This is a genomic window from Candidatus Sysuiplasma acidicola (assembly GCA_019721035.1).
Classification (GTDB): Archaea; Thermoplasmatota; Thermoplasmata; order Sysuiplasmatales; family Sysuiplasmataceae; genus Sysuiplasma; species Sysuiplasma acidicola.
This window is the reverse complement of the sequence record JAHEAA010000004.1, coordinates 63,980-86,741: the sequence shown is the minus strand read 5'-3', so window position 1 is coordinate 86,741 and position 22,762 is coordinate 63,980. Positions and strand designations below refer to the sequence as shown.

The following is a 22,762-nucleotide window of genomic DNA, read 5'->3' as shown; positions in this document are numbered from 1 at the left end:
TAATTAAATGGCTGAACAACTGGATCAGTTTGAGATTGCAGTAGCGCAGATAAAGAAAGCGGCAAAGATACTGAACCTGGATGCAGGCATGGTGGAAATACTGACACATCCAAAGAGGGAACTCACGGTCAATTTCCCTGTAAGGATGGATAATGACACGGTGAGGGTCTTTACCGGATACCGTGTGCAGTACAACTATTCACGCGGCCCCTGCAAGGGAGGGGTAAGGTATCACCCGAACGTGACGCTCAACGAGGTCAGGGCACTTGCGGCATGGATGACGTGGAAAACCGCCGTTGTGAATCTGCCGTTTGGCGGCGCCAAGGGCGGAATAATCGTCGATCCGAAGAAGCTGAGCCAAAACGAGCTCGAAAGGCTCACTAGGAGATACACGTCCGAGATAAGCATTATAATCGGGCCTGAGAAGGACATACCTGCTCCGGATGTCTACACCGATTCCCAGACTATGGCATGGATGATGGACACATTCAGCATGATAAAGGGATATTCCGTTCCGGGCGTTGTTACCGGGAAACCACTGAGCGTCGGCGGCTCCGAGGGGCGTGGTGAAGCCACCGCAAGGGGCGCGATGTATGTTGCAAAGGCGGCAGCGAAGACGGCAGGCATAGACACAAAGAAAGCAACCGTTGCTGTCCAGGGCTACGGAAACGCGGGAGCAATAGGCGCGAGACTCTTCAACAGCGGTCTTGGCTCAAAGGTGGTTGCGGTGAGCGACAGCAAGGGTGGCATCTACAGCAAGGACGGACTTGACATACAGAAGCTAGATGCGCACAAGGCTAAGACAGGTTCAGTCATCAACTTCCCGGGAACAAAGAGCATTTCCAACGAGGAACTGCTGACGCTGGACGTTGACATGCTTGTACCTGCGGCACTTGAGAACCAGATTACAGAAAAGAACGCCTCATCCATCAAGGCAAAGATGATTGTGGAAGAAGCAAACGGGCCGACTACGCCGAGAGCGGATGAGATACTTTTCAAGAACGGCGTATTGCTCATGCCTGACGTTCTCGCAAACGCAGGAGGAGTAACCGTGAGCTACTTCGAATGGGTGCAGGACATACAGAGCTTCTTCTGGTCTCTGGAGGAAGTGAACCAGAAACTGGAGAGAGTCATGACAAGCGCTTACGAGGGAATTCTCCCGATCTCGAAGAAGGAGAACATTGACATGAGGACGGCCGCGTATGTATACGCCGTAAAGAAGGTCGTCGACGCGCATATGGCGAGGGGTCTCTGGCCCTGAACGAGCACCGGGCTTCGGTTTCAGAAGCAGCAGAATACAAACACTTTAACCTCTTTTTCTCTAAATGAGCTTCAGCAGATCCGATTTGGTTATGATCCCGCATATCTTTCCGCGCCGCTGCACCAGCACGGCGGAACTGTGATACAGAAGTGTCGCAACCGTTTCGACCGGTGTCTCTTCGGGAATGACGGGGTATGCCTCGTTCATGACTTCCTCCACCTTTATTTCCGACAGTTCATCGATGCTCAACCCCTGTCTCAGTTTGCCCAGTATAGCCTCTTCGGAGATGCTTCCGACCACACTCTCGCCGTTCATTACGGGCATCTGTGAATAACCGCGCTTTTTCATCATGTCGCCGACTTCTGCCAGTGTTGCCTGGTTGGCTACGGTAACTATCGAAGCATGGAGAACATCCCTGGCTGTTTTCTTTATCTTTCGCACTTTTCCCTCATTTTCCAGAGCCGAAAACACCCTCGTCACTATCTCGTAGCTAGCGGAGATAGTGTTTCTCTCCAGCTTTGCGATCGTCGACTGGCTCACCTGCGAGGCTTTGGCCAGTTCGTTCTGCGTCATATCTAGCTGTTTTCGCATCTTCTTTATGTCGGTGACTGCAGGAAAAGCCATCGCCGCTGCTAATGATATTCACATATTAATTCATATTGGAATACACCGACGCAGCCGGCGTGCATGAAGAAGGAGAAGATGAATGCAGGGAATTTCTCGTCACTCCCATGATTGCACTCCGGAACGGCACGTTTCAGACACGCAGCATGCATACAATCGTGCATCACACATATTCTATTACGAATTTTTGTATCAACATTGGTTTTATTAAAGTTCAACATGAGAAGCAATGATGATAGCGCACGAGTCAAATGAGAACGGTAAAACAGACAACCTTGCGAAGGGACTCTTCTGCAAGGAATGCGGAAAATCCTTTCCCCTCTCAATGTCAAATGCATGCGATGAATGTTTTGCGCCGCTCGAGGTACGATATGACGAGAACAGAGTGGAGGCTGCCCTGAGCAGAAAGAACATAAGCGCAGGACCGCCCAGTATCTGGAGGTACTGGCCACTTCTTCCCGTTAATCCCGCGGCAGGGAGAGCCGGGCTTAACCCCGGGCTCACTCCACTGAGGAATTGCAAAAATCTTGCGGAAGAGATAGGTATTAGGGAACTGTTCATCAAGGATGACACCGTCAACCCCACCTATTCATTCAAGGACAGGCCGGTAGCCGTGTCCATACCCAAAATACTCGAATTCGGACTGGACGGAGTGGGCTGCGCATCGACCGGCAATCTGGCAGGAGCTACCGCGGCGGCCGCGGCAAGATACCGCATTCCCTGTTATGTCATCATACCGGCGGATACGGATCGCACCAAGATTCTGTCTGCGCTGGCATACGGCGCAAAAGTGATTTCGGTCGAAGGAACATACGACGACGCCAACCGGATTTCAAATCTCATCACAGACAGGCTGAATATTGGCTTCGTCAACATCAACCTCAGACCGTATTATGTCGAAGGATCAAAGACGCTGGCGATGGAGGTCGTCGAACAGCTCGGCTGGGAAGAACCGGACAGGATGATAGTGCCAATCGGATCCGGAGCACTGCTGACTGCAGTGAACAAAGGGCTCAACGAGTTCAGGCGATACGGCATCAGCGAGGGGAACTGCATAATTTCCGGAGCGCAGCCTTCGGGTTGCTCCACCGTTGCCGATGCATACGCGAGGGGTGACGACATAATAAGACCAGTCCGCGACCCCGATACAGTCGCCGAATCACTGGCTATCGGCAATCCGGCTTCCGGTCTGGAGGCACTGTCGATAATAAGAGAGACCGGAGGTTTTGCTGACGCCCCATCGGACAGCGAGATTATCGAAGGACAGATGCTCCTCGCAAGGAAGGAGGGCATATTCACCGAACCTGCAGGCGGCACTGTCATCGCTTCCCTCAGAAGGAAGGTTGAAGACGGAACCATAAGCGGAAATGAAAGGGTCGTGTGCCTCATTACGGGCAACGGGCTCAAAACGCCGTCCCACCTCACAGGCGGCGTCGTCGGAAGCACATACGAGGTTAAGGCGGAGATTGAAAACGTACTGCCGATTTTCGGCTACAATGCGGGAACGGTGTGATTGAATGGTAACAGTAAATTTCTCGTCATCGATGCAGTCCATTACCAGAGGAAACAGGGAGCTGGAGCTGGATTTTGAAGGATCAGTTGACAAGCTGTTTGAAAAGCTCGGCGGTATTTTCGGCGATGAATTCAGGAGAAGAATATACCAGGATGGAAACGTGCTGAGACGCTACATCAACGTATACGTCGACGGAAAGGACATCAGATTTCTGGCAGGGGAGAAGACCGCAGTCAGGCGTGATTCGACGGTGGATGTTGTGCCCGCGGTGTCAGGCGGATAAGCAAAGTTAATTAGCCTGTCCAGCCTAATGCGATACGATCTGAATGCAATGCGCAGAGTGCCAGATGCCAGTTGAGCTGATTGACTTAAAGAAGTTCAGCGATCTCATGAGTCCCGGCGGCTTTGTGATTCTCTGCAGAGACTGCGCCGAGGGAAGGGGACTGCGCTGGGACAGAGGGAAGCTCTGCGAAGCCACCCTCAATGACTGAAAAACGAATCGTGAAGAACGCATGAGCCGGACGCGTGGATTTTAAATCAGCCGCCCTGAGTGCCGCCGGCCGTCCAGATATGATATTATAGCCGGTTGCAATTTCGAAATCAGGTGCGACAGGCCGCCGATTACCCGCCGCATCATGGGGGGATTCCGTGATTGATCATTTCAACGCTTATGCTCTGACAGTCAGAGATGTCAGGAAGTGTGCCGAATTTTACAGAGATATTATCGGATTGAAACAGCAGGAGCTTTCGGACGAGTTCGCGTATCTCACTTTCGGCAAAGGCGGCCCTGGTGTTGCGTTGATTTCCGCGGAAGGACTTGCAGGGGAGATTCCAGTGGATCGCGTAAGACCGGGGGAAAACCTCATCCAGCGAAACTACTTTGCAGTGTTCCTTGAGGACACAGATCGCGCGTACGAGGAATTACGTAAGAAAGGCGTGCGGTTCCTGCAGCCGCCTGCATCCAGGAGCAACGGCCAGAGATTCGCATTCTTTGAAGATCCGGAGGGGAACCTGTGGGAAATATCGCATTTCCCAAAGTAACTGTCCGACTCGCTGCAATGAGGTGAATTATGTCTTCCGAAGTAAAGAAAATCGATGAAGTGACACTGGCCCGGGCCTGGATAGAATGGCTGGTGGAGACACGGACCGGATACATGGATACGCTTTTCCTGCTGCCAGAATCCGATCGATTGAAAGACAGGGGCGCATCGTTTCCGTCCATCCAGGACATCTTTCTTCACATTATTGACAACAACATCTGGTGGTTCGAAAGCGTGCCGCAGAATCACCAGGAAACGCACACCGAGATCAAAGGACGCATTTCGGAGTCGCAAATCCGAAAGCATATCAGCCGCATCGCTGAAGTCAGCAGGCAGCTCGCAGAGTCATTAACAGCGGAGAAATTGAACGAGAGTTATGTTATCCGCGGTGTTGCAGGGAATGGAAAACCGTTCGAAATGAAGGTCAACCTGAGAACCATCATCTGGCACATGGTCGAAGAAGAACTGCAGCATCGCGGCGAAATGAATGCCCTCTTCTGGCAAATGGACGTTGATGCTCCGACACGCGCCTGGTTCAGCAGTAATCTTGCAGAGTGAACCGCTTCACTAGTGACAGCAAGGTTTGCTTGGTTCAGGCAAGATCCTGGCATCACATCAATTTGCTTTACAGACACCCTGATAACGTTAATCGGATTCATCTGCAGTCCGATCTGTGCTCCAACCTGCCGGTTTACTCTTTCGCGCTCGACGGGTCTGTATGCATTTGCCCAAAGTCGCGCCAGTTCGTGATAGGCGGTTCCACATTGATTTGCCACAACAGAGCGTTCAGCTCTCCGCGATGCTGCAACTCATGCTCAATAACATGCAGGAGAGTTGAACGAATCGACGTCGTGAAATCTTCGTCCCACCACGGTGGAAGTTTCGGAACCAGATATGTCCGGTCGAGGTCTCTATCAGTGAGCCTCGAGAAGAAACGTATGACCTGTTCCTGAACTGACTTATCATATTGACGGATGTCGTCCAGAGAAAGGTCGTCCGGGCCGTCGAATGGTTTGAACGGTTTGCTGTTCAGCGCCGACATTCTGACAATCCATGTTTCGGTGCCTCCCAGTGAATGAGCGAAGATGTCGAGCAATGTCGGAAACGATGCTCCCCGATCCCGCGTCAACTCCTCCGGCGGGAGCTTCGACAGCGTTTCCAGATATCTCTGTCGGACGAATGCGTTGTAATCGTACCACTTCCTTATCCACTCTACCTCAGACATGTCACCACTGCCTATTTCGAATTCATGAGCAATGCTCCGTATGAGTTCAGCCTTTTCACTTTGCCATTCTCCAACTCAAATCTGCCTGAGCAAGCTGACAGAAACAGCCTATTGCCGGAAGAGCGTTCGATTCCATTCCCACACATTCCCTGCAGGAATCGTGACTCAGAATGGATTCACGCGGCGTTGTGTGCAGGATAGCGTGCTAAATCATTGATGCGGCTTCACTCCACCGTTTGAAAACGGAGGTATCCTCGACGATTGAGCATCATGAATACGCCTGAGAAGCTCGGTGGCGTTGTCCGCAGGAGCGGAACACGTCTTTCCCGTGCAGAGGAATGCTATCGCCCGGCCTGAAGAAGCAGACTTGAGTATCATTGCATTGACGGTGTCCGAAAATTGTGGAGCGGCGGAAGAAGTGGTGTCGACGCAAATCACTTCTTTTCCAGGAAGATACGCGGCACCGGCAGCCCGCCTGAGCTCCATGAATCCCGGAGATGACGCATCCCCGGCTATGACAATCTGAGGTATGCCGTTCAACTGCATATCCATGGCCTGAAACATTGCACCCGCATAAGTCCCTGAACCAGCGCATCTCGGCACTGAATACATTAGTATTCCCGCTGCATGACGATCGAACGTTGAATCGCCCGTAATCGATGCAATCCGCTGGAGGAATAAAGATGCACTTGCATTTGGAGAGGCGCAGGGTGAATCGAATAACTGCACATTATCAGAAGAGTGAAGGCCGGTATTTTTTTGTGCCTCGACTCTCCGGTCGATATCATTCAGTGCGCCGGAGGGAAGAGCATAATCGAGAACAATGATTTCGGCAACTGATTTCGCGGCGGAAATATACGCAGGAACGCCATGATAACAAAAAGCATCCAGCAGCGCGTGGCCCATGTGGACCTGATCCTCCAGCAGACCATGCACCGCGCGATTGCCACCGACCGTATGCAGGAAACCTTGCTCCTCGTCGAACGAAGATGCTAACGCAGCGTCTACGGCAAGCCTGCATTTTGACGCAATGTCCTCGTTAAGAAATGTTCGCGCATATTCGTAAAGCGAGCTGATAGCCATTCCATTCCAGTTTGAATACACCGTTCTGTCGACACTGGGCACAGGTCGGCGTTTTCTCGCTTCGAGCATTTTTTCCATTGCCGAGGAAATCAATTTCTGTGTTTCGTCTTTCCCGAGCGACATGCTTTCAGCCACTTCAACTGCATCCATGGCTCTGTAGAGCACATGTCTGTCTCTTCTCCCGTGCATTTCGGCCGCACCGCGGATGTGAAAATGGAGCGCAGCAGCCTCTCTCTCCCTTCCGGTTGCAGCCTCGGAGAGTTCTGCTGGTGTCCATGTCCAGAAGTCGCCGTCGTCTCCGGGAAAAGCGTCGGCATCCTGACTCGCGAAAAAACCGTTATCTCCATAAAGCGTGTTGACGAAGAAAGCCGCAATGCCGTCGGCAGTCTTCCTGTATTCTTCGTCATGAAAAATCTGATATCCATGCAGGTAGTTGCGGATGAGACCAGCGTTGTCATAAGTCATCTTCTCAAAATGCGGCACTATCCATGCATGGTCCGTAGAATACCTGTGAAAACCGCCACCTATCTGATCGTGAATACCGCCGGACTGCATCCTGTTGAGCGTCATGAGGATCACCGGGACAGCTTCGGTTTCACCCCTGCTCATCTGCGCCATCAGGAACTCCATCGCGGCAGTATGCGGAAATTTAGGAGCATGTCCGAAACCGCCGTTTGCGGCATCTGCCTCCTCGACCATACGATGAAGAGCTGCAGAGACGACAGACGATTTCACGTCACCGGGTGGTTGCGCTTTATCCTCCATGATGGCTGCCGCAACACGCCTTCCGACTTCCCTGGCGTCGCTGCCGCTTTCTGAATAATATGAGCTGACCTTATCGAGGACTTCCAGGAATCCCGGCATCCCGCCGGAGGATTCCGGCGGAAAATACGTGCCGCCGTAAAACGGTCTCCCGTCGTCGTCCATGAAAACAGTCAGCGGCCATCCGCCCTGACCGGTCATCGCATTCACTGCTTTCTGATATCTCGCATCGATGTCCGGTCGTTCGTCCCTGTCTACCTTTATTGCAACAAAATGCCGATTGATCCTCTCCGCAACTGACTCATGCTCATATGTGCCGTCGTCCATCACATGACACCAGTGGCACCACGAGGCGCCGATGTCGAGAAGAATAGGCTTCTTCTGCTCTCTGGCCCTGCTGAATGCCTCGTCGCACCAGGGAAACCAGTCGACACGCTGATTGGCCGCATGACTGAGATATGTGCTGTGTTCCCCTTCCAGCCTGTTTTGACGTTTAGCCGCGGATGGCATGTATCGAAGATTGAATACGCACGTAGATAGCATTATTGTAGTCGGAAAACAGATTTTCAACAGTCCAAATGGTGCAAAAAATCGTGTGCGTGTGCCATGGATTTTAAAAAAATTAAAAATTTTGTGTCTTGCAAATCGGGAAATGAAAAAAAGAAGGGAAGAGCGTTTAGCCCTTCAAACATTCAGGCCTCTACTTCTTTCCCTTTTTTGCCTTTTTTGCAGTCTTTGCCTTTTTCTTAGCGGGCAAAAAGCATCACTCCAGAGGGTACATATACATTCATGCAAATAAAATTTCGCTATGAAACGCGACGACGTTTTGAGTCTTCATTACGATCCTGATCGCTCGATCGAACCATCCGACTCGTGGAATTGACTTTTACAGCGCACCCGAATCATATGTTGATGCAACACGCAGCATGATGTGCCGTGTAAAATTCACGTTGATGACTCAACCTCGTCATGCACGGTGGAACTGACGGTGTTGTTGCATTCGGCTCCGCGTTTCCTCAAAGCAGAGAGATATGACACGCATTCACGAAGAGAGGCGGCACGACTTGCGCTTGAATCCAGCAGCGATCCGCATAGCATTGAGGATGAACAATGACACAGGGACTCGGAGTACAGTCCGGTCTGATCGCACGTAACAACAAGCTCCGCAACATATGTGGAAATACGTGTGAACTCTGAATCCCCGCCCTTGCTGTAAAGAATGCCGATGAGCGCGGAAGGATCTCCGTTCTCAAACATAGACACAGCTTCATCAACACTCCACTGGCGGCTGTTTTCGGTGACAGGAGAGGCGGTATCGCGGGCGGTGTAAATCTGAGACAGGTGAGACGCGATGGTCATCATTTCGATTATATCCGCAGACTTTACCACGCCTGAGAAAACGATGGACTCAATGATGGATGAAGAGTTTTGAACGATGAACTCGTAAGTGGATTTTTTCTCCGACCCGGCAGAGTTGAGCAACGCTTCGAGACAGATCGTGTTTAGAATACAGCGCGGACTGACGCCTTTGTTCAGTTCATCCGCAATGACGCGAAGCGCCATCTCCGGAATGCCGCTCCTGATGGATGCCGCGACTCTCTGGTCGATGTCGCCGTCAGGAAAATGATCGTTCTCTGCGGCTCTATCGGTGGAAACACCGGCGTACTTCAGCGCCTTTGTGGCATTCACAGCATCCGGTGAGATACCCGCGCCTGTCACTGCGGAAGCGGCGACGCGGGCCGCACCTTCAGTGAAACCGTTTCCAGAAACAATGCACCTTATGGCATTCAACAGAATAGAAGGCGTAAATGAATAGGAATATCGTCTGACTGTCTCTTCTCTGAGAGTGTCCACGAGCAACTCATATTTGCCGCGCGATGCGAGCTCCATTGCGATGCTGCAGGCCCTGTTCCTTCCACCGTCATCGATTGCCTTGAGCATCTCAAAGACAAGCTGTGTGGAAGTTAGGGAGGAGCCCGCACGTCCTGCGGTGGTCGATACACTGCGTCCGGATGACATCATCACAGCGTGAAGGACAGGCAGCTGAGTATTGATGCCGGCCAGATGGGAGTTGATGTGCTTTGAATGATGGAGTGTCCTTACAGGCGAAAAACTGTCCCCCTGCGGGTACTCTAAAGAGAGAAGACTGTCTGCTACCATCATGAAATTTGACCTGAAACCAAACCTCGCAAATGCATGTCGGGCAGCAATGAGCGCTTTTCTTCCACCTGCATTCAGAAGCGATCTGTAGTCCTTTTCATCAAGCGGGAATTCCTTATCTTCAGACATCTTGTCAGCGCCTGAATCTTAGTTCAAACAACCTCTAGGAGGTTTTCTGCCCGCTCTCCCTCTTTATTGCGCGTTCTGTCCGCCTTTTGCGCCTCTCCTCACCCTCGGCAAATGTCTTACGTTCCTGATCGCTGACGAGAACAAGTCTCGGGACGGGCCTTGGATGACCGTCACGATCCAGTGCTACCAGTGTTACTAGAGAGTCGCCGGCGTGATGCGAGTCTCCGGTAAGCAGATTCTCGGCCGTCACGTTGACCATCACCTCCATCGAACTTTTTCCGACGTAAGTCAGTTTTGCATCCAGGGTAAGCAAATCGCCTATGTGCACTGGATAGAGGAAATCCATGTGCTCGATTGAGGCTGTCACAACATTAGAATTGCAATGACGGAGAGCAACGAGTCCCGACACTTCATCTATCATTTTCAGTATTGTTCCGCCGAACACGTTTCCGGCTATGTTCGCATCCGTCGGCATCATCACACGCGAGATGCTTGATGCGCTGTCCGAAATCTTCTTGCTACTGGTTTGCATCTGTATCAGCATTAACACCGATCAGCTTCGGCTTTATAAAAACGAGCAGCAACGTGGTCACGCTCACCTGCGGAGGAACCAGAAGGGCCTGACATGTCGGGATTCGTGCAGGTGGAAGGAGCGCAAGATCCCAAGTGGAAAACCGTACCGGTGTTCCGTGACCGTTCCAGTAAAATCAGTAAACGTCGAGCGGAATTGAAGAGAGTCCGGGACTCGCTTGAGGATGTCATAACTTCATCCAGTGACTGCCGTATACAGCGGAGAGCCTCTTTCTTGACACATCGAATGCCTGCGGAGACGAGTCGCAAGCTATCCATCTCCGGCCGGTTCTTGCCGCTACAGCCGGCAGCGTCCCGCTCCCACAGAAAAAATCCGCCACAGTGCTGTCTTCGCAGGTCGTAGCTTTTAACATTCTTTCCACGACAGATTCGGGTTTCTGTGTAGGATAATGAGTATTCTCAGGCTGATTTCCACGGAGTGCTGGGATATCCCACACGTCCCTCTGTAAAACTTCCGTATAGTATCCGTTTTCATCGTGTTGTATGTCTATGTTCGAGAAACCGTACTTGTACTTGAGGTACGATCTCTCTGTGCCCTGCGTGAAGCGATATTTAGTGCCCTTTGAGTAGAACAATATGTTGTCGTGTTTCCGGCTGAAGTTCCTCCTGCCCGCTCCGCCGGTCTTGTAGAACCAGATTATTTCGTTTATGAAATTTTCATAACCGAATATCCTGTCCATTTCCACTTTTATGTAGTGGCAGGCATGCCAGTCGAGATGCACGAATATCGAACCGGTGTCTGAGAGTGCCCGGCGGCTCAGGCGAAGTAAACTGGAGAGCCATGAGACATAGGCGGCCATGCTGTCCCACTGGTCATTGAATGAAGCTTCACCCGGATGCGTGTGGGGAGGATGCCTGATGATCCTGTTGCTGAAAAAAGGAGGATCGACGTATATCATATCTATGCTCGCAGGTTCCATCTGCCCGAGAACATGTTCTGCATCGGAGAGATAGAGAATGCCGTCTGGTCCTGAATAACTGACAGATTGCATCATCCGGCCGTAACACATACTCCTTTTTCTATTATTCCTCCGCGGAGACATAAACCGGTGTTCGCGACAATGTTCCGCCAAGGAAGACGGAGCCTGCTCATGGGACCTGTGAGTGAACACGATTCGCGCAATTCGCCGCGCTCTTCACTTCCCGCCGGATGCGAAACGGATGCGACCGGCAACTGCAGTCATCATGACAGACGGTTTGCGTATTGCATCCGCGATTGATTTTTCTGACATCATGACGGCGTCTCCAAAACTTCCCGGCTCCAGCATCCCCAGCCTGCCAGTTTCGCCGGAAGCGGCGCCTGCCCAAGCGGTATACATCAGCACAGCAGCCTCCGCGTCGAGAGCTTCACCGGCAGTCATATCGGCTATGCGCACTCCCGCATGCCTTCCCCTGTCGACCGCGGAGAGAATGCCGCTCCATGGATCAAGCGGTTCTACGGGCGAATCGCTTGATCCGACAGGCATGAGTCCCATGTCTCTGAACGTCCGGAAGAGATAACAGTCAATGCATCTCTTCCCCAGCCTGTCAGGAAGCCACCAGTCTCCGACAAGGAAGTGAGGCTGCACAACCATGACCGGACGAAACGCGTCAATCTTCCCAATCACACTGGGTGGAGTGAAAGCGGCGTGTTCAAGGCGCAGATCTCTTCCCTTCATTCCGGCTTTCTCTGCTGCAGTCAGCACCTCCTCTATTGCTCTGTCTCCGATTGCGTGCGCAGCAACCATCATTCCCCTTTCCCTGGCCATCACCATATACCTGATCATGTCAACTTCATCGGTGAGGCGGAGACCGGTGGTCTGATCGTCCTCATAAGGCGTCGAAAGCAGTGCTGTTCTTCCGCCGAAGCTGCCGTCAGCAAAGAGTTTCACACCGCACACGCGTATCATATCGTCATGCATGTCCGCATCCCGGCTTTCAAGGAAGGACTCGAAATCCTGTGCCGACAGAAACAGCCGGAGTCTGCACCCAAGTTCATTTCTGGCAGCCATATCTCTGCATGTTTTAAACTCCAGGCGGTCCGAATCGAGCGGCATCAGCGTGGTCAACCCTCTGGAGAGCGCGTATTCTGTTGCCTTCCTGACCGCATCTTCTGCAATCGAAGAGATGAGTTCTCTTCTCAGATCCAGGACAGCTTCCATTGCCCTGTCAAGGAGCACCCCTGTGGGAACACCCGATGCGTCGCGCCGGATTATGCCTCCCGGAACATCTGCGGCATGTTCCAGTCCGCACTTCTCTATTACAAACGAATTCACAGAGACGACATGGTGACAGAATCTGAACAGCATGACAGGCTTGTTTCTTGAGATCGCGTCCAGATCATGTCTGTCAGGTAATCTGCGCTCGGCGAAATTCTCCTCATCCCACCCGCCGGATATGAGGAACGGAAGTTCGGCGCATCGCTTCCGCATCTCACCTACCATATGCTGTATGGAGCCGTAATTGCGCAGCTGTCCCATTATCATTTCAGTGCCGGTCTCGAGAAGATGCATGTGAGCATCAACCAGGCCCGGAAGAACAAGGCTGCCGCCTGCATTCATGCGCACCAGACGGTCATCGTTACCAGCTGCAAGAAGAACCATTTCGTTGTCGCCGACACATTCGACAACGCCATTTCGAATCAGCACAGCTTCTGCATATCTCATGCCTGTGAAGAGATTCGCGTTGTAAATCAGCAGGTCACCACTGTCCGGTGAAGTGGCCGATTCCGTGATTGATCCGGGCATCATGGCATTGACCGGACCGTCAGTAATGATCGTAATGGACACCGTACTCCTCGAGCGTCACACCCCGGCCTTTCTCAACATGACCAATAATGCGTGCGCCCAACCGATTTCTTTTCAGGCATCTGACTGTCTCGTCACCCTGCCCTTTCCCGACAACAATGACGAACCCGATGCCCATATTGAACGTCTGAAACATCTCGCTATCAGGTATGCCGCCGTTTTCCGAAAGGAATGAGAAGATACGCTGCGGCTTTGGCAAATCGGTTATAATGAAATGAACCTTTTCGCTGAGGCGGAGTATATTCCTCATGCCGCCGCCGGTGATGTTGGCCATACCGGTGATGCCTCCGCGCAAAACGCATTTGAGCACCGGCCGCACATATATCGTCGTCGGAGTGAGTAGCACATTGCCGAGGGATTTGCCAGCCCCGAATTTTTCATCAAGTGATATGTTCTTCTCACTGAGAATCATCCTCACCAGCGTAAAGCCGTTGGAATGCAGACCGCTGCTCGCAAGACCGATTATTTCATCGCCTGCTCTGATGCCCCTGCCCGTTATTATTTTACTGCGTTCGACAACACCAAGACAGCTGGCAGAGAGATCGAGTTCATTCAGCATGCTGCTGAGGACCGCGACTTCTCCGCCGACAACTGTGACGTTTGCAGCTTTCGCTCCACGGTTAAGACCGCGTCCGAGATCCGCGGCTATGTCTGATTCAATGGTCGGTGTTGCAACGTAATCCACTAGAGCAATCGGTTCCGCGCCTATGCATATCGTGTCGTTCACATTCATGGCCACACAATCGATTCCGACGGTGTCCCACCTGTTCATCTTCCGCGCTATCAGCAGTTTCGATCCGACACCGTCGGTCGACAGCGTCAGCAGGTGCTTTCCGAATGTTACGGCAGCGGTGAAGTGACCGGTCTCGATGGCCGGACCGTTCACCCTTCTACGGTATTTCAGTTCGTGCACCAGGGATGATATGAAACTGCTCTTGAGATCTATATCGACACCGGACATGGCGTACGCGCCGCGGGATATGCTCATGAGTGCATCATGCAGCACGGGTGAATAAAATCTTCGCAGCGTTCGGCTGCTTCATGAAACAGGACTGATTGCCAGATAGTTTTATGGATTGGTTATCCACTCTTTGTGAAAGAGCTGAGGGAGAGTGATTGCCTGGGCAGAAGATGGATGAAGGAGAGGAAGCGTGATTACTATTATCTCAAGGCAAAAAGAGAGCATTACAGGAGCAGGGCGGCATTCAAACTGATGCAGCTTCAGGACAAGTTCAGTTTCATGTTCGAAGGCATGAAATGCGTTGATCTGGGCGCGGCGCCAGGCGGTTGGCTTCAGGTGGAGAAGGAGATAGCCGGCGAGAACGGCACAGTAGTAGGTGTTGACATAGCGCCGTTGAAGGAGCTGGATGGTGTAACAGCACTTCGTGCCGACGTGACCGCTCCCTCCGCCGCAGAAAAAATACTCGGAGCGGCCGGTGGAAGAGTGGACGTTGTGCTCTCAGATATGGCGCCTAACATCAGCGGAAATTACGATCTGGACCATGAACGTTCCGTGGCGCTCGTCATGGCTGCGCTCGGCGTCGCCAGACTCGTGCTGGCACGGAACGGTAATTTTGTAGCCAAGCTGTTTGAAGGCAGGTCAGAGAAGGAAGTCGTAGCGGCCGTGACGGCATCATTCAAAGAGGTGCGCCTGTCCAAGCCTGTTGCCAGCAGGAAACAGAGCTCTGAAACATATGTGATTGCGATGGGTTTCAGAGGTTAAGGAAGACCTCCGGACCTGAAGGAGGGCGCTAATGCGATGCTGCCTCAGTTCACACGTGCCAGTTCCGTCTTTATCTGTGCCAAATCGGGCAGCTTCGAGGCATCCTCGGTTACCCACTTGAATCTGAGAATACCTTTGCTGTCGACTATGAAAACCGATCGCTTTGATACTCCCCTGAGACCGAGGAACTCTTCATAGTATACGCCGTATCTCTTCGACACTTCATGATCGTAGTCGCTGAGCAGATCGAAGTTCAGCGAATTCGCCTTCTTGAAGGCCTCGTGGACAAAATGACTGTCTCCGCTTATTCCGACGACTTTTGCCTTCAGCGACTCGAACTCCTTCAGGCCGTCGCGGAAGCTGCACCACTCGTTCGTGCATACGGAACTGAAATCGCCGGGATAGAAGGCGATGACGGTCGTACCTCGCTGAACGAGCTCGTTCAGGGACACTTTCTTACCTATTCCGCTGGGTAGCGTGAAATCAGGGACTTTTTCTCCCACTTTCAATTCTGTCATGATACGGAGTAGGAAAGAAAGGAAATAAGTTTTTGGATTCGGCCCGGAGAAATGCAAACTTTAAAGAGGTTGAGCGCGTCATCGAGTCGAAGGTGCAGCATTTGCCGACCGAGAAGGAAGCACAGTTTGAAAAGCTCTGGGAGGGTGACACTCCATCCGGCAAGAACGAAGCAAAGGCGCTTCAATTCAGACAGAAGATGAAGATGGCACTTGTGCAGAAGGGTGCGCTGATGAACAAGGAAAATGCCAGAATGTACTGGCTTGGCACACTCAACACCGAGAGGGAGAGAATCGAAGCAGATCATGGCGATTTCAGGGACAGGGACCAGAGGAACAGGGGAAGACCAGTCAGAAGATAGGCGTTGTCCTGCGCCATGGCCGTCGGCTTGCATTGCAGGATAATCAGGCAGCGTGTTTTTTATACTGTGTAACAGACGTTAATGCAGTGATAAACTGACAGTTGACGAAAAGGCAAGAGTCAGATATCTGCTGAAGTCCGTGCTCAACGTTGACATACAGGAAATAGCGGATAAAACAATACGGGATATGGATTACAGGATACTGTACCGTTGACCAAATCCCGTTAAATGGTTTGTGCGCCCGCGAGCATCACTTGAGTTCTACAAAGACGGTCCTGTAAAAGCGCAGATCCAGAAGAGCGAACCCCCGTGCGCCGTCAAAGTGCACTGCTATGGCATACTTGCCGTCTGGAAGATTGAAGTACGCTGCACCATGAGCATTTGTCGTGTTTGTCTCGAAGGGCGTGAGGGTTATCGTGATCGTCCCGTTTGCGGCAACACTGTGCGAAATGGTGTACACAGTGACGTTTGCATCTGCAACCGGCACCCTGTGACCGCCCGACCAGGTCCAGGCAACGACTTCCAGGTACTCTCCGTTGTACATGTTTTGCGTTCCGGCGCTGCCGCTGGCACTGAGCTGGCTGGAAGCATTTGCCATGCTGACGGCAGCGAACCCGCCTACGGCGATGAGCGCTGCCAGAGACACAGCGAGATACTTCGCCCTCTTGGACATTCCACCTGTCAGTTTATTGGCCATTCATATCACCGCACGGCTGATTTGCCGCCACAGTTATATTGTAAAGGAATGGATCATACGTACGAATCGTTAAGAAGTTTGACCAGATGCACCACTGATGCCGGGCAGATTGTGTTATGGTTGAAGTCTATCATGTCTTTGAGGCGGTTGCATCTGCGATTACACTGCTTGTTGCTCTTCTTGTTTCGTACAGGGCGTACAGGGGATACAGGATCGCTCAGAATCTGAATCTGCTGATTCTCGCGGCCGGTTTCGCCCTTGTCACACTTGTTTTCGCACTGGAGACGGTGGGTGCAATCGCGGGCCTGCGCCATACTGCCGGAGCGGGCATAACCTTTCTTTTCTACTACACCGTAACAATGGTAGAGGTATTCGCCTACACGCTCATCATGCTCGCATACCTCATTAAGCCCAAGGCGGAGAATCTGCTGCCGATCATTGCTCTCCTCTTCATCCCCTTCACATTCCAGATCCTGATAGCGATACTGCTTGGGGTAATCGTGTTCAGCGTGTGGAATAGCTACAGCAGAAGACCGACGGCGGGCACAGCGCTGGTCCTCTCGAGCTTCTCTCTCCTCTTCATTCTGCACCTCGTCAGCGCATTGCTGGTGTTTTCACCAAGAATTGAGACCGCCGGATACCTGTATTACAGCATATTCCAGCTTCTCGCGTTTGGTCTGCTGTATATGGCAATAGGGCCGAAACACTACGGCACTGAGCACAAGGAGAGAAAGAGTATTGAGTGAAAGCAGCTACAGATCCAAACCGAGAATCCTTGCCGATATACTCAGTGCGATAGCCGATGAAGGGGATGCCAGGCCGACGCACATCCTGTACAGGGCCAATCTTTCGTACGACAGGTTACTGAAATATCTTGGCCAGATGGAAAACGTGGGGTTTGTGAACAGGAGAGACGAGGGAGATAAATCGGTGTACAGCATTACTGACAAGGGACGGTATTTCCTGAAGGAATTCAGAAAGGTCGAGGAGTTCACAGTGACTTTCGGTCTTAAATTGTGAAATGCGGAGACGGTGCATTTGCAGGCATACAGCATTGAAATGAGCCTCACACTTGGTGAAATCGCCGAGGACGTGCAGAAAGCGGTTGAGATAGATAACGGTGATTTTCTGTCGTCCTCTGCCAGTGGCGGAACAATCGTCGCACGAGCCTCTTCGGCATCGCTGATGAGTCTGCTGCGGACTGCGGATGATTTCATAGCCGGGCTGGAGGTCGCAGTTGCCGCTATGCTGAGGAAGGATAATCCCTGACATCCACCGCGACGCCGCGTCTGAATGAAAGCATTTCCTCCCTGTTCATCATCGTCCTGCCGCATGCGAGAAGCCTGTCCTTCTCATCCACCACGATACATTCGTCGCCCGGCCGGATATCGGCATCCGCTTCCTTCACAAACTTGCAGAAGAGGCTCTTTCCAGCAGAGACAAAACCGGCTGCATCCTCCATGCATATGACCCTCATCCCTGGAGCCTGCGTGCGGGAGTGAATGATCTTCGCACCTTCGATTTTCAGTGAAAACAGGCCGTCGCCGGTTCTGAAGAAGAGTATCTGTTTGCCGTTCCTGATGACAGAGCGCAGTTTTCCCGTGTTGGATGAGCGAACGAACTCTATTTTTCCCGAGAGCAGCGCATCGGAACGTCTTGTTCCGAACTGATACTCGCACACCTTCCTTATCAGCTCGAAGTATGCGGAATCCGGAACAGTGTTGCCCCTTCGCCTCCACTTTCCTTCCGCACTCCTGAAATGGCTGTACTGAAATCTGCTCATGTACTCCAGCATGTGCTGCTCTGGTGATGAGCCTACGGAAAAGGAGGATTGCGCAAACGGGTATGTTTCGGTCAGCGTGATCGGCATCAGGCCGAACGGCGTCTCCACGACGATGTCCTCATCCTCCGACTTCAACGAGAAATCGAGATGTGAGAAATATGGTTTCGTTCCTTTGAGCAGGAGCAGCCTCCTCCCATCTCCGGCCCTCAATTCATTCAGCCTCGATGCAAACCTTACCACGGAGGGCCTTGAGAGCGATACACTGTCGACAGCAGACATGCCCGATTCCCTGGAAAGCGGTTCGTATCGCTCCAGGAAAGCATACTGGTCAAGCAGGGAAAGATACGAATCGAACAGCGACGGGTTCGAACGCGCCCTGTTCTCCGCCAGCTCCCAGAGCCGCTGCTCGCGAATCGCCTGCTTCACGAGCCTGATTTCGGAAAAAATGATGTGCAGATTGTGTCGTGCGAGCATGTCCACACGCCCCGGGCCTTCGGCGGACTTTATCTCCTTCAGCGTATGTGTGCTGCATACCGGACAGACGCAGGGATTGTACTCCAGCTCCGACAGATGGACGGTGCGATCGGGAAAAATCATTCTATCGTCCTGGGCATATTTCGCGTACGAAGCGGAATCGAATATGTCGCATCCCATGAGCGCTGCAATCGGAAAAATCAGCGGATGCCCTGCGCCGAACAGGTGTACGGGGAGCGACGGATGCAATCCCTTCTTTGAGGCTATCACAACATTTACCAGATCTGTGTACATGCCCCTTTCCATCAGCGGCACTATGCCTCCCACGGCCGCGTAGCCTGCGCCAAGTGCAGAGAGCTCTTTCGCCGCATGCTCCCGCAAATCGGCGTAAAGGGAGCCCTGCACTGTGCATGCTATAATGCTCTTCCCGCCGTCAAGCATGATGGACCTCGAGGCACGCTCTGTCGTGATCTTCACAGCTTCTGCCGCCCTCTCCCTTGAAAATTCAGGTTCGGAAAAGACGTCGAGGACAGTGGAAACGTCGCTTCCGAATGCGCGCTGCAGCTCCATAATCTCATCGGCATCAATGCCCAGATCACCGTACACGTGACCCTGAAATGTGCCGCTGTCAGTCATCACCGGTCCGTCGAAGTGGAGAAGGCCATGCACGCCAGAAGAGAGTGCCGTTTCTCGCAGCTCCGGTTCCCTGGCGATAATATAGGAATTGGTAATCACCATCTGCGCACCGAAGTCATCCCTCATTTCCCGCGCCGTGATCAGGTTCCTGTTCGGATTGATCACGGGCAGCACGGTTGGAGTCTCCACAGTGCCGTGTGGCGTGCGCAATGTGCAAATCCTGCCCATGCCGTCTCTTTCAATCAGTTCGAAATCCGCTGGCATCCAGACGGGAGTCAGCACCTGTTATTATAACTAAATTACATTTCAAGGCAGATGCCTGCTTCAATTCCGGAACTGGTTGCAGCCGTTGCGCTGATGTTCTTTCTGCCGGGCCTGTCGGCAGTGCTTGCTTTCGCAGAGAGAGGGAGCAAGTGGAGGAACGACATAACAGAGCTCATTGCCGCCTCGGTTGGAATTAGCGTCGCAATTTCCATCATTCTCCTATTCCTGCTCACGTTTCTGTCCGGCATCTACGGTAAGCCGCTGAACTTCACCGTTTTCATAGCAGTGCTTGTTGCCATTGCAGCCGTATTCCTCGTCATTGCGGCGTCCGGACGAGGGAGGAAGCTCAGTTACAGAAAGCGTGCAGGAGGGGAAGGAAAAAATGCAGGAAGATAAATTTCAGTATAAGCTGGTAGTAGTGGTCAGATCCGACCTGAAACTTTCTCCCGGAAAGATGGCGGTGCAGGTGGCACATGCGGCAGTCGGATGCGCGCTGCAGTGCAGGGAGGGGAACAGGAAGACCTTCGATGCATGGCTGAAAGAGGGACAGAGAAAAGTCGTCGTCAGGATAAAGTCGCTGAGTGAACTTCACATGGTCAGGGAAAATGCCAGGGGGAGGGGGCTCGTTACAAGTCTGGTTGCAGATGCCGGCCTGACTGAAGTTCCGCCGGGCACCGTGACATGCCTGGGAATAGGGCCCGCTGAGAACGGCGAGATAGATCCTGTTACTGGGAGTCTGCAGCTCCTGTGAGCGCTATATGAAAGGACAGACAAGGATTGTCGCGTTTGATGACGGAAGATTCGAATTCAGGCAGGGAACGGTGCCGCTCGTGGGTATCGTGGCCAGACTGCCATCCTATGTCGAAGGGGCCATCGTAACAAGCTGCACTGTGGATGGAAGAGATGCTTCAGCAGCAATAAGCGACGCCGTGAACAGATCCAGGCTGAAGGAGCAGATGAGGGCAATATTGCTTGACGGCATTGCATGCGGCGGCTTCAACATCTTTGACCTGGATTACATACATGATGCGACCGCTCTTCCCGTTCTCACCGTAACAAGAAGACATCCAGATTTCGAATCAATGGATAGCGCACTCCGTAAATATTTTCAGGACTGGAAAGAGAGGTGCGAGCTCATCAGGATGCACGAAACCGTCAGAGTGGAGACTGAAAAGTGGAAACTGAGCGTAAGCTGTGCCGGCATCGACATTGAGCAGGCAGTGCAACTGCTGGACGCTGCCATCGTGAGAGGCAACTATCCTGAACCTCTCAGGCTGGCACACATATTTGCCGGCGCGTTGACCATGGGAGAATCCAGGGGAAAGCCCTGAACTCATTTCGAGTGGAGCTTTTCCTTCAACCTGTGCTCCGTGTCGATCTGTGCCTTCTGCAGCATGTCGCTGTAGTCGATGAAAACACTCTTGAGTTCGGTGAACTCCTCGATCGCGACCGATCCAGCTTCCCTCCCTCCGGTTCCCGTGTTCTTGACTCCGCCGAAGGGCAGATGTATCTCCGCACCTATGGTCGGCGCATTCACGTACGTGATGCCGGCGTCGAGCTGTTGTATTGCCCTGAACGCAAGATTCACGTTCCTGGTGTATATAGATGAACTCAGGCCGTACTGGACACCGTTTGCAACTTCGACCGCTTCGCCAAAGGATGAGACTTTAATGACGGAAAGCACAGGACCGAATATTTCCTCGGTGCTGACCCTTGTGCCGTGTCTCGTTTCTATAATAGTGGGCTGTATGTAATTTCCCCTGGAATATATTCCGCCTTCGAGTGCATTGCCGCCGGTGGCGATCTTTCCGCCCTCCTTTTTGCCGACGTCGATATATCCCATTATGCTCTCCTTTGCCTTTCTGTTGATAACTGGGCCCATGTCTGTAAGATCTTCGGCAGGATTACCGATCTTCAGCTTTTCCACCCTGTCAACAAGCCTTCCCATAAGCTCGTCGTAGACTGCCTGGTGTAGTATCAGTCTGCTTGTCGCAGTGCATCTCTGACCGGATGTTCCGAACGCTCCGAAGAGAACGCCGTCCAGAACAATATCAAGATTGGCGTCATCCATGACTATGACCGGATTCTTGCCTCCGAGCTCCAGATGCACCTGTATGAGTCTGCGTGCACCCTCTGTGTACACTTCCCTGCCAGTATTCACGCCCCCCGTAAAGGACAGTGCCCTGATGCCTTCGTGACGAATGAGCGCATTTCCGGCTTCCGCTCCGCTTCCAGCGACCAGATTTATGACGCCCGGCGGCATGCCTGCCTCATTGACGAGTTCTATGAATCTGGCGGCGCACAGAGGCGTGTCCGTTGCCGGCTTAAGTACAATTGAGCAGCCTGAAATCAGTGCAGCGCCCATCTTCCATGACGGTATGGAGACGGGAAAGTTCCACGGCGTTATTAGTCCCACAGGACCCTTGGGAAGGCGCACCGTCATGTTGAACTTGTCAGGAAGTTCGGACGGCGTGGTTTCGCCGAACATTCTTCTTCCCTCTCCTGCTATGTATTTGAAAAAGTCGATGGCCTCCTGGACTTCTCCTCTGCCTTCGCTGAGCACCTTGCCCATTTCCGCCGTTACGAGGCGGCTGAGTTCCTCTTTATGCCTGGCTATATTCAGCGCCGCTTCAAACAGTATTTCGCCCCTCATCGGTGCAGGGACCTCTTTCCACAGTCTGAAACCCCTTTCGGCCGAACGCACGGCGTTGTCCACATCCTTCGGTGTGCCCTTTGCAAAGCGGGCAAGCACTTCACCCGTCGCAGGATTCAGTGTTTCGAAAAATTCATTTCCTGAGCTTTCTGTCCAGTCACCATTCAAGAAGATTCCGTATTCCTTGACCATTGTAACACAACCTGACTGCCAGGCTTTGAGTCAGCAGGTAATAGATTAACGCTTTGCTGTCCACCACCGCAAATTCTCATGACGTGGAAATCAAATTATTCCACTCTGCTTATCTCACGCACAAAGCGGGAGTAGCTAAGCTTGGCCAACAGCGCAGGACTTAAGAATGAACTTGGGAAATTCTGTCCCGCAGGGGTCCGTGGGTTCAAATCCCTCCTCCCGCATGCAATAGATTGAATGGATGCGTGGCCACTGATACTGGAAGGGCAAAATCAACACCCATATGAGC

At 52.4% G+C, this 22,762-nt stretch carries 26 protein-coding genes and 1 tRNA gene; 15 read left to right on the top strand and 12 right to left on the bottom strand.

Annotated features, from left to right (window positions below):
- Positions 1-7 precede the first annotated feature (7 nt).
- Complete coding sequence (locus KIS30_02920; GenBank protein ID MBX8645695.1) at positions 8-1,261, top strand: Glu/Leu/Phe/Val dehydrogenase; 1,254 nt, start codon at positions 8-10, stop codon at positions 1,259-1,261.
- 60 nt (positions 1,262-1,321) lie between these two features.
- Here KIS30_02920 and KIS30_02915 read toward each other — a convergent pair whose 3' ends face one another.
- Positions 1,322-1,885 (bottom strand): CBS domain-containing protein, encoded by a 564-nt coding sequence (locus KIS30_02915; protein MBX8645694.1) that lies wholly within the window; start codon positions 1,883-1,885, stop codon positions 1,322-1,324.
- A 229-nt stretch (positions 1,886-2,114) separates the two neighbouring features.
- Here KIS30_02915 and thrC point away from each other — a divergent pair, with 229 nt between their 5' ends.
- The 5 genes from thrC to KIS30_02890 all read left to right on the top strand — a co-directional run bounded on the left by thrC (position 2,115) and on the right by KIS30_02890 (position 4,996).
- Complete coding sequence (thrC, locus tag KIS30_02910; protein ID MBX8645693.1) at positions 2,115-3,398, top strand: threonine synthase; 1,284 nt, start codon at positions 2,115-2,117, stop codon at positions 3,396-3,398.
- A 4-nt stretch (positions 3,399-3,402) separates the two neighbouring features.
- On the top strand, positions 3,403-3,681 hold the full coding sequence (locus tag KIS30_02905; GenBank protein ID MBX8645692.1) for a MoaD/ThiS family protein: 279 nt from the start codon (positions 3,403-3,405) through the stop codon (positions 3,679-3,681).
- A 64-nt stretch (positions 3,682-3,745) separates the two neighbouring features.
- Positions 3,746-3,889, top strand: coding sequence for a hypothetical protein (locus KIS30_02900; protein ID MBX8645691.1), 144 nt, complete (start codon positions 3,746-3,748; stop codon positions 3,887-3,889).
- A 157-nt stretch (positions 3,890-4,046) separates the two neighbouring features.
- Complete coding sequence (locus KIS30_02895) at positions 4,047-4,439, top strand: VOC family protein (GenBank protein MBX8645690.1); 393 nt, start codon at positions 4,047-4,049, stop codon at positions 4,437-4,439.
- A 29-nt stretch (positions 4,440-4,468) separates the two neighbouring features.
- Positions 4,469-4,996 carry a DUF664 domain-containing protein gene (locus tag KIS30_02890; protein MBX8645689.1) on the top strand — a complete coding sequence of 176 codons (528 nt, stop codon included), beginning with the start codon at positions 4,469-4,471 and terminating at the stop codon, positions 4,994-4,996.
- A 133-nt stretch (positions 4,997-5,129) separates the two neighbouring features.
- On the opposite strand, the gene KIS30_02885 is transcribed toward KIS30_02890, so the two are convergent.
- From KIS30_02885 to purM, 7 genes are all read right to left on the bottom strand, one after another.
- A complete protein-coding gene (locus tag KIS30_02885) occupies positions 5,130-5,663 on the bottom strand; it encodes a DinB family protein (GenBank protein MBX8645688.1) in 534 nt (177 codons plus the stop codon).
- Between the two features lie 210 nt (positions 5,664-5,873).
- On the bottom strand, positions 5,874-8,018 hold the full coding sequence (locus KIS30_02880) for a thioredoxin domain-containing protein (protein ID MBX8645687.1): 2,145 nt from the start codon (positions 8,016-8,018) through the stop codon (positions 5,874-5,876).
- Between the two features lie 435 nt (positions 8,019-8,453).
- Positions 8,454-9,797 (bottom strand): hypothetical protein, encoded by a 1,344-nt coding sequence (locus KIS30_02875; GenBank protein ID MBX8645686.1) that lies wholly within the window; start codon positions 9,795-9,797, stop codon positions 8,454-8,456.
- Positions 9,798-9,831: 34 nt separating this feature from the next.
- A complete protein-coding gene (locus KIS30_02870) occupies positions 9,832-10,329 on the bottom strand; it encodes an acyl-CoA thioesterase (protein ID MBX8645685.1) in 498 nt (165 codons plus the stop codon).
- A 226-nt stretch (positions 10,330-10,555) separates the two neighbouring features.
- Positions 10,556-11,383, bottom strand: coding sequence for a hypothetical protein (locus KIS30_02865; GenBank protein MBX8645684.1), 828 nt, complete (start codon positions 11,381-11,383; stop codon positions 10,556-10,558).
- A gap of 141 nt (positions 11,384-11,524) precedes the next feature.
- Positions 11,525-13,156: an amidohydrolase gene (locus KIS30_02860; GenBank protein MBX8645683.1), complete on the bottom strand. Its 1,632-nt coding sequence runs from the start codon at positions 13,154-13,156 to the stop codon at positions 11,525-11,527.
- Positions 13,134-14,162: a phosphoribosylformylglycinamidine cyclo-ligase gene (gene purM / locus KIS30_02855; protein ID MBX8645682.1), complete on the bottom strand. Its 1,029-nt coding sequence runs from the start codon at positions 14,160-14,162 to the stop codon at positions 13,134-13,136. The genes KIS30_02860 and purM overlap by 23 nt, the downstream gene beginning before the upstream one ends.
- A gap of 132 nt (positions 14,163-14,294) precedes the next feature.
- On the opposite strand from purM, the gene KIS30_02850 reads away from it, so the two are divergent.
- Positions 14,295-14,897, top strand: a complete 603-nt coding sequence (locus KIS30_02850; GenBank protein ID MBX8645681.1) for an RlmE family RNA methyltransferase — start codon at positions 14,295-14,297, stop codon at positions 14,895-14,897.
- 44 nt (positions 14,898-14,941) lie between these two features.
- Here the strand turns inward: KIS30_02850 and KIS30_02845 are convergent, their stop codons facing one another.
- The gene (locus KIS30_02845; protein MBX8645680.1) at positions 14,942-15,415 is read right to left on the bottom strand and encodes a redoxin domain-containing protein; all 474 of its coding nucleotides are present in this window, start codon (positions 15,413-15,415) and stop codon (positions 14,942-14,944) included.
- Positions 15,416-15,447: 32 nt separating this feature from the next.
- Here KIS30_02845 and KIS30_02840 point away from each other — a divergent pair, with 32 nt between their 5' ends.
- Positions 15,448-15,774 carry a hypothetical protein gene (locus KIS30_02840; protein MBX8645679.1) on the top strand — a complete coding sequence of 109 codons (327 nt, stop codon included), beginning with the start codon at positions 15,448-15,450 and terminating at the stop codon, positions 15,772-15,774.
- 250 nt (positions 15,775-16,024) lie between these two features.
- Here the strand turns inward: KIS30_02840 and KIS30_02835 are convergent, their stop codons facing one another.
- Positions 16,025-16,471 carry a hypothetical protein gene (locus tag KIS30_02835; protein ID MBX8645678.1) on the bottom strand — a complete coding sequence of 149 codons (447 nt, stop codon included), beginning with the start codon at positions 16,469-16,471 and terminating at the stop codon, positions 16,025-16,027.
- Between the two features lie 116 nt (positions 16,472-16,587).
- Between KIS30_02835 and KIS30_02830 the strand changes: the two genes are divergently transcribed.
- From KIS30_02830 to KIS30_02820, 3 genes are read left to right on the top strand one after another with little or no spacing between them, the layout of a single operon-like run.
- Complete coding sequence (locus tag KIS30_02830) at positions 16,588-17,217, top strand: hypothetical protein (protein MBX8645677.1); 630 nt, start codon at positions 16,588-16,590, stop codon at positions 17,215-17,217.
- Positions 17,210-17,491, top strand: coding sequence for a hypothetical protein (locus tag KIS30_02825; protein ID MBX8645676.1), 282 nt, complete (start codon positions 17,210-17,212; stop codon positions 17,489-17,491). The genes KIS30_02830 and KIS30_02825 overlap by 8 nt, the downstream gene beginning before the upstream one ends.
- 18 nt (positions 17,492-17,509) lie before the next feature.
- A complete protein-coding gene (locus KIS30_02820; protein MBX8645675.1) occupies positions 17,510-17,740 on the top strand; it encodes a hypothetical protein in 231 nt (76 codons plus the stop codon).
- Here KIS30_02820 and tgtA read toward each other — a convergent pair.
- Complete coding sequence (gene tgtA / locus KIS30_02815; protein ID MBX8645674.1) at positions 17,715-19,628, bottom strand: tRNA guanosine(15) transglycosylase TgtA; 1,914 nt, start codon at positions 19,626-19,628, stop codon at positions 17,715-17,717. The two genes, KIS30_02820 and tgtA, sit on opposite strands and share 26 nt — an antisense overlap.
- A gap of 51 nt (positions 19,629-19,679) precedes the next feature.
- Between tgtA and KIS30_02810 the strand changes: the two genes are divergently transcribed.
- The 3 genes from KIS30_02810 to KIS30_02800 are packed head-to-tail and all read left to right on the top strand — an operon-like array spanning position 19,680 to position 20,959.
- Positions 19,680-20,024: a hypothetical protein gene (locus tag KIS30_02810; protein ID MBX8645673.1), complete on the top strand. Its 345-nt coding sequence runs from the start codon at positions 19,680-19,682 to the stop codon at positions 20,022-20,024.
- Positions 20,011-20,379, top strand: a complete 369-nt coding sequence (gene pth2, locus KIS30_02805) for a peptidyl-tRNA hydrolase Pth2 (GenBank protein MBX8645672.1) — start codon at positions 20,011-20,013, stop codon at positions 20,377-20,379. The genes KIS30_02810 and pth2 overlap by 14 nt, the downstream gene beginning before the upstream one ends.
- 7 nt (positions 20,380-20,386) lie before the next feature.
- Positions 20,387-20,959 (top strand): DUF99 family protein, encoded by a 573-nt coding sequence (locus KIS30_02800; GenBank protein ID MBX8645671.1) that lies wholly within the window; start codon positions 20,387-20,389, stop codon positions 20,957-20,959.
- A 2-nt stretch (positions 20,960-20,961) separates the two neighbouring features.
- Here the strand turns inward: KIS30_02800 and KIS30_02795 are convergent, their stop codons facing one another.
- The gene (locus tag KIS30_02795) at positions 20,962-22,473 is read right to left on the bottom strand and encodes an aldehyde dehydrogenase family protein (protein MBX8645670.1); all 1,512 of its coding nucleotides are present in this window, start codon (positions 22,471-22,473) and stop codon (positions 20,962-20,964) included.
- 125 nt (positions 22,474-22,598) lie between these two features.
- Between KIS30_02795 and KIS30_02790 the strand changes: the two genes are divergently transcribed.
- Positions 22,599-22,697, top strand: a tRNA-Leu gene (locus KIS30_02790).
- The last annotated feature ends 65 nt before the right edge of the window (positions 22,698-22,762 follow it).